Source organism: Nostoc sp. CHAB 5715, assembly GCF_020829685.1.
Classification (GTDB): Bacteria; Cyanobacteriota; Cyanobacteriia; order Cyanobacteriales; family Nostocaceae; genus Nostoc.
The window spans coordinates 1-6474 of sequence record NZ_JAIVFR010000384.1 but is presented as its reverse complement, the minus strand read 5'-3'; the positions used below and the strand labels follow the sequence as shown (position 1 = coordinate 6474).

The window sequence follows — 6474 nt, the reverse complement described above, 5'->3', positions numbered from 1 at the left end:
GGTATTAGTATTAAAAGAATTATCTATTAAAGATTTGTCCCGATAGATTTTTTGAGCGACGGCACGGGGAATTGTATCATCAAATTCATCATTTAAACTTCCCGTTCTGGTAAATCGCCCCATCACCTCATGATTGCCAATGCAAGTAAACATGGGTGCATGTTGAATTATTTGTCCACCAGTGTAGGTTGTCTTAACACCGTCGTGCGTCATGTCATATTTAGCACGACCTTGTAAACTGGGAAACAACGCACCACCACTATTATCATCAAACCATTCTGAGGCGCGATCGCTAACATTGACCAAATCACCGGCAAACCACACCCCATCAACCCGTCCAACTGTTTCTACCACCTTTTGCAGATTTGCTGCTGTCATCGGCTTTAACTGATGGTCAGAGGTGAGTAAAATTTTTAGTGGTGTATCCGGTTTTGGAGTAGCTGCGAGGCTAAAAACATCACTGTTAACATTCTCACCGTCTTCTCGCACACTCGTAATGCGGTAGTTTACCCGCAAACCAGGAGTTAACCCAATCACCTCAGCCTCATGTCGCCAAATATCACGCCAGACGGGTTTTTGATAAACTTGTCCGTCTTTGATTTGGTTTGCAACTTTTGAGTGTTGGTCTTCACGAGTGCGACTGAGTTTGGTAGTATTTGCCTTAGCAGTTTGTTTAAGATTTTCACCGTAGGTTACTGTGTGATTAACACCAGCAAACTCAGTAAACCAAACTACTTGCACTGAGGTTTCAGTTGGCAGTTGCAAAAATGGGTCGGTGAGCAATTGGGGTGCTGATGTCATAATTCTTTGCCCAAATAAACGCACACTTAACAGAGTAAAGCATATAACAAGCACAAGCATAGCCACCGAGAAAATTTTACGGTTGCGTAAGCGTCTGAGCATGAGTAACATACCAAATTTTTTAGGGTATTCACCTGAACGCAATTTTATTATTACTCCTTTCACGCTACAAGCTTACCTATAGCGTTTCTCGCTTGTATGCAATGCACCCTGATCTCTTGCGTTTTAGGAAAGAAGCTTTAGAATCTTACTCCCCAACGCTAGTAGGGCTAGGGTGTACACACAAGTAGTTTTGTTCAGAACACCAGTACTTTCGTTCAGAACACAAGTAGTTTCGTTCAGAACACAAGTCTTTTCGTTCAGAACACAAGTCTTTTCGTTCAGAACACAAGTAGTTTCGTTCAGAACACAAGTCTTTTCGTTCAGAACACAAGTCTTTTCGTTCAGAACACAAGTAGTTTCGTTCAGAACACAAGTAGTTTCGTTCAGAACACAAGTAGTTTCGTTCAGAACACAAGTAGTTTCGTTCAGAACACAAGTCTTTTCATTCACAACACAAGTCTTTTTTGAGCCTTTGAGCAAATGAAACAGCTTTGCTTTTCAAGAGGGGTTGGGGGGATTAAAAGTCTGTGAAACCACTTAAAAAGACTTGTGTGTACACGGTAGCCCTTGTAGGGAAAGGGCTGGGGGTTAGGTCTGTATTGAACTCAACCCAGAAGCGCTATAGTTTCAGCATGACGCTTCATACTGTGAGCTTCTCCAGCTTTTATAAATTTTTATACTAAAGTTTAGCTAGTTCAGCGAAATTACTGAACAAAATAACATCCAGGTAAATTAAATTTATATAATTTGTAGCTTTGTTGAAACATACTACTTCTATAAATATCTCATTACAGATTAATTATTTTTAATTTAGAGGTATAGAACAATTTAAACGCAGCAGATTTTTATCTGAGTTGCGGCAATTTTTCATATCTTAAAAACTTTAGAAATGCTGCGAGGTGTAAGCCTCTTGGCCAGAGTTTACTGTGCGGTTTTTGGTAAAAATACACATCTGCCACAAGTTTTATATTTATGTCTGTATTAGAACTGCAAGAGTCTATATTAAATTCACTCCAAAACCTGAAAGGTCTTGATGCACTCAAAAAATTGTTTTGGAGTAAATTGAACTACGAACGAGTGAATAAAGAACTTTCTCGTCGAACATTAACTGATGCAGTTGCTAATGAACTGACAGATGAACCCTTGTTATTAGCCTCTGGTGGTGCTAATAATACTTTTCACGTTATTTATGCGCGTTTGAGTTCAGAAGACTTATCAAGACAAAGTGAAAGAAGAGTCGTTGATTATCTTTTGAAAGAACATCCTTATGCACTATTTGTATTTTCTAATAAATTGCGATCGCAGTGGCACTTTATTAATGTCAAATATGACAACACCCTGCAAAAACGCAAGCTGTTCCGCCGGATTACCGTTGGAGAAGGCGAACAATTACGCACAGCCACAGAAAGAATCAGTCTGTTAGATTTGGAAAATATTCATCCAAACGCATCACCCTTAGATATTCAGACACGACATGATGAGGCGTTTGATGTTGAAGCTGTCACCCAAGAATTTTTTAGAGAGTATCGTAAAACCTTTGAGAAAGTTGAAGGATTAATTGAGTGGAACACAGACAAGGAAAGTAAACGCTTATTCACCCAAAAGTTATTTAACCGTCTAATGTTCATTGGATTTATCCAGAAAAAAGGTTGGCTAAAATTCCAAGGAAGCATAGATTATCTATCAGCTTTATGGGAAGCTTATCTAAAAGATGATAGTACATCAAATAAAAACTTTTATAAAGATAGACTTTCTCACCTTTTCTTTTTAGGACTGAATAATCCCCAACAATATGATATAGCAAACATTAATGATGGAGCTTTACTGAAAGACCTAATTGGTCATGTACCCTACCTCAACGGTGGTTTATTTGAACAAGATGAAGATGACAAAGACCATAAAATTATAGTTTCAGATGAATGTATAGATAGTATCATTCATAACCTATTTCAACGTTTTGCTTTCACCGTCACCGAGAGTACACCGCTAGATGTAGAGGTAGCAGTTGACCCAGAAATGTTAGGCAAAGTGTTCGAGGAACTCGTAACAGGGAGGCATGAATCTGGCAGTTATTATACACCAAAACCGATAGTTTCGTTTATGTGTCGTGAGGCACTAAAAGGATATTTAAAAACCCAGGTATTAGGAGAAGCCACTGATAGTATATCAGAATTTGTTGATGAACATCATCCAGATAATATTAAGAATCCAGAAGCAATTCTCGAAGCATTGCGCCGCGTCAAGTGTTGCGACTTAGCTGCTGGAAGCGGTGCTTATATACTCGGAATGCTTCATGAATTATTAGATTTGCGCCAATGTTTATTTGCTAACAAAGGTCTAGACTCTAATACTGTCTATCAGCGAAAATTAGATATTATTGAAAATAATCTTTACGGTGTAGATATTGACATTTTTGCAGTCAATATTGCTCGGTTAAGGTTGTGGCTATCGCTAGCTGTAGAGTATGAGGGTGATAATCCGCCACCGCTACCAAACTTAAAATATAAAATTGAAACGGGAGATAGTTTGATTGCACCCAGCCCTGCAACAACGGGAGTGATTAGACATGAGTTTATCAGCCAATATCGTCAAAAGAAAGCTGAGTATATGCGAACTCATGAAGGAGGTAAGAAGCAAAAGTTAGAGCAGGAAATTAATGAGTTAAAAACTCAAATTGCACTAATCACTCATGGTAGCACTCAAGTTGCAGGGTTTGATTGGGCGGTAGAGTTTGCAGAAGTATTTGCAGATGGTGGTTTTGATATTCAGGTAGCGAATCCGCCTTATGTGCGTCAAGAATTAATTAAACACTTAAAGCCGACACTACAAAAAGTGTATGCGGCTGTTTATACTGGGACGGCTGATTTATATTGTTTCTTTTATGCCCGTGCTTTGCAACTGTTAAAATCAGGTGGAATGTTAGCGTTTATTTCTCCTAATAAATGGTTTCGCGCTAAGTATGGGGATAAGCTAAAAAAGCACATTGCTGAAACTTGTCATATTCACAGTATTACAGACTTTGGAGATTTACCTGTTTTCAAGAGTGCAACTACATACCCAATGATTTTTATAGCTCAGAATAATAACTCAGCTAGCGACTCAACTACTTTTACTCAGGTTAAATCTTTAGAACCTCCTTATCCTGATGTTTCAGCAATAATTAGGGAAAAGGGGCAACAATTACAGCCTACATCTCTAAATGGTTCAAATTGGACGTTAACTGATACATCTTCTGCTAACCGACTTAGAAACATGAAAGAAGCGGGCATTCCATTAGGTGAGTATATTAATACAAAAATCTATACTGGTTTAAAAACAGGATATAATCGTGCTTTCTGGATAGAAGGAAGTACTAAGCAAAAAATAATAGAATCAGATGGAAAAAGCGAAGAAATTATTAATCAGTTAATTGTTGGGAAAGATATTAGCAAATGGAAAATTAGCTATACAGATAGATGCTTGATTACTACAAAAGTAGGTACAGATATCAAAAGATATCCTGCTATTTTTAATCACTTAAATCAATGGAGACAACAGTTAGAACAACGTAGTGACCAAGGGGATTATTGGTGGGAACTAAGAAAATGTGCCTACTATAAAGCTTTTGAACATCCAAAAATCGTATTTCCTGACATTGCTCTAGAGCCACGTTTTGCACTTGACATGACAGGTGGTTATGCGGATATGACAGCCTTTATTATTCCAGTTTATGATTTATATCTACTGGGAGTATTAAATTCATCGCCAGTTCATCATTATTTTCTTGAAATTGGCGCACAAGTACGAGGGGGTTACTTGCGTTTCAAACGCCAATATGTTGAAAAAATTCCCATCCCCAACGCTTCCACTACCGAACGCGAAACCATATCTCAACTAGTCCAAAAATGCCTAGACACAAAAGGCGTTAACTGTGAAATATGGGAGAAAGAAATAGATGAACGAGTCGCCGCCCTGTATGGCTTGTAGAACAATAGACTAGAATATTCGTAGGTTGGGTTGAGGCAATGCGTTACCCAACAAAACCCGCTAAATGTTGGGTTACCCTGCGGGAAGCAAGCTACGTTCCTCAACCCAACCTACACATTTTTGGCAGATATTTACGAAAATATCCTAACTATATAAGGTTGAAAAAATCATGCAAGCAGCTTTACGTATCACAACTAAAGTTTTACCAGGAAACAAAATAGAAATAGAAATTCCAGAAGCCGAGATTGGTGACAGCGTTGATGTATTTGTGATTTTGCCAGAAAAGCCTGTATCAAAACGGGGTTCCGTCTTAGAGTTAATAGAACAAGCCCGTAGTAAACACGCTTTCAGAACCACCGAGGATATAGATAGACAACTGCAACAGGAACGCGATTCATGGGACAGCTAATACTCCCTTCTTCTGGCGCTATCTATGTAGATACATCAGTGGTGATTTATACCATTGAAGCCAATCCAGAATATTATTCATTGCTACAACCTCTATGGTTAAAGTTTCAATTGGGTGAACTTGAAATCATCAGTAGTGAACTAATACTAATGGAAGCTCTAGTTTTACCATTGAGAAATGCAAATATTTCTCTAATTCAATCTTACGAAAATCTGCTAATTTCATCAGAAGTGCAACTAGTTCCTATCAGCCAATCTGTGCTAAGACAAGCTGCGAGTCTCCGGGCTACCACCAACCTGAAAACACCCGATGCTATTCATGCAGCTACAGCTTTGTCTGTTAATTGCAACCAATTTATAACCAATGATAAAGGCTTTCGTAATGTCCCTGGCTTACCAGTTATTATCCTCAGCGAAGTTTTAGCATCTTGAACTCTGGATATGGTGCATTAAATTTATTTAATGCACCTTAGCAAAATTATTTTTTTCCCGATTCTAGATATTTCAAAATTCTCTGATTTTCTAGCGTTAACTCTCTTATATCTGCGGTATTATCATCGATTCTTCTTTGATTATCAATCATTTGGCGTTGTGTATTAACCATTTGCCGTTGCATCTCATCTAGCCTCGGTAAAATGCTACTAGATAAATCAGTCAATGCTTGAATTGCTTTAGCGTTAGATTGAATGAATTCATTGGATTGCTCTCTCAATGCTTGAATTGCTTTAGCGTTAGATTGAATGAATTCATTGGTTCGCTCTGTCAATGCTTGAATTGCTTTAGCGTTAGATTCAACCAGTTTCTCTATACGTTCTGAATCACTCATAATTTTATTCAACTACTAGTTATAGAACTTATGCCTATACATGATATTATAGATAATCGCAATCAAAAATTAGTAGACCAAATCAACTGCATTCTCGACTCATCAGCAGCAGCCCATTTTGCGGTAGGTTACTTCTTCCTTTCTGGCTTCACCGCTATTGCACAACGCCTCACGAACATTAAAGAACTACGCCTACTAATTGGTAACACCAGCAACCGCGAAACTGTCGAACAAATCGCCCAAGGATATCGGCGACTAGAATTAATTGCAGATAAAGTCGAAGCTCAAAAATATCCCAAACATAGTGAAGAAAAACGGATGGCTAACGATACAGCAGCCAATATCCGTTCTAGTATAGGCATAAGTTCTAT

At 38.2% G+C, this 6474-nt stretch carries 6 protein-coding genes; 4 read left to right on the top strand and 2 right to left on the bottom strand.

From position 1 onward, the window contains the following. The coding region (locus tag LC574_RS20760) for a fibronectin type III domain-containing protein (RefSeq protein ID WP_229455349.1) at positions 1–801 on the bottom strand (801 nt) is incomplete at its 3' end. A 1074-nt stretch (positions 802–1875) separates the two neighbouring features. On the opposite strand from LC574_RS20760, the gene LC574_RS20755 reads away from it, so the two are divergent. From LC574_RS20755 to LC574_RS20745, 3 genes are all read left to right on the top strand, one after another. After that, positions 1876–4869 (top strand): TaqI-like C-terminal specificity domain-containing protein, encoded by a 2994-nt coding sequence (locus LC574_RS20755; protein WP_229455348.1) that lies wholly within the window; start codon positions 1876–1878, stop codon positions 4867–4869. Between the two features lie 169 nt (positions 4870–5038). Then, complete coding sequence (locus tag LC574_RS20750; protein ID WP_229455347.1) at positions 5039–5278, top strand: hypothetical protein; 240 nt, start codon at positions 5039–5041, stop codon at positions 5276–5278. Continuing rightward, the gene (locus tag LC574_RS20745) at positions 5266–5709 is read left to right on the top strand and encodes a type II toxin-antitoxin system VapC family toxin (protein WP_229455345.1); all 444 of its coding nucleotides are present in this window, start codon (positions 5266–5268) and stop codon (positions 5707–5709) included. Before LC574_RS20750 ends, LC574_RS20745 begins: the two co-directional genes overlap by 13 nt. A gap of 46 nt (positions 5710–5755) precedes the next feature. Here the strand turns inward: LC574_RS20745 and LC574_RS20740 are convergent, their stop codons facing one another. After that, complete coding sequence (locus LC574_RS20740) at positions 5756–6103, bottom strand: hypothetical protein (RefSeq protein WP_229455344.1); 348 nt, start codon at positions 6101–6103, stop codon at positions 5756–5758. 30 nt (positions 6104–6133) lie between these two features. Here LC574_RS20740 and LC574_RS20735 point away from each other — a divergent pair. After that, positions 6134–6474, top strand: a 341-nt coding sequence (locus LC574_RS20735; RefSeq protein ID WP_229455343.1) for a hypothetical protein, incomplete at its 3' end; no start/stop codon positions are given.

What these genes read in the sequence shown, in the direction of transcription:
- LC574_RS20740 (WP_229455344.1), bottom strand. Translation starts at nt 6,103, where the DNA reads ATGAGTGATTCAGAACGTATAGAGAAACTGGTTGAATCTAACGCTAAA.
- LC574_RS20755 (WP_229455348.1), top strand. Translation starts at nt 1,876, where the DNA reads ATGTCTGTATTAGAACTGCAAGAGTCTATATTAAATTCACTCCAAAAC.
- LC574_RS20750 (WP_229455347.1), top strand. Translation starts at nt 5,039, where the DNA reads ATGCAAGCAGCTTTACGTATCACAACTAAAGTTTTACCAGGAAACAAA.
- LC574_RS20745 (WP_229455345.1), top strand. Translation starts at nt 5,266, where the DNA reads ATGGGACAGCTAATACTCCCTTCTTCTGGCGCTATCTATGTAGATACA.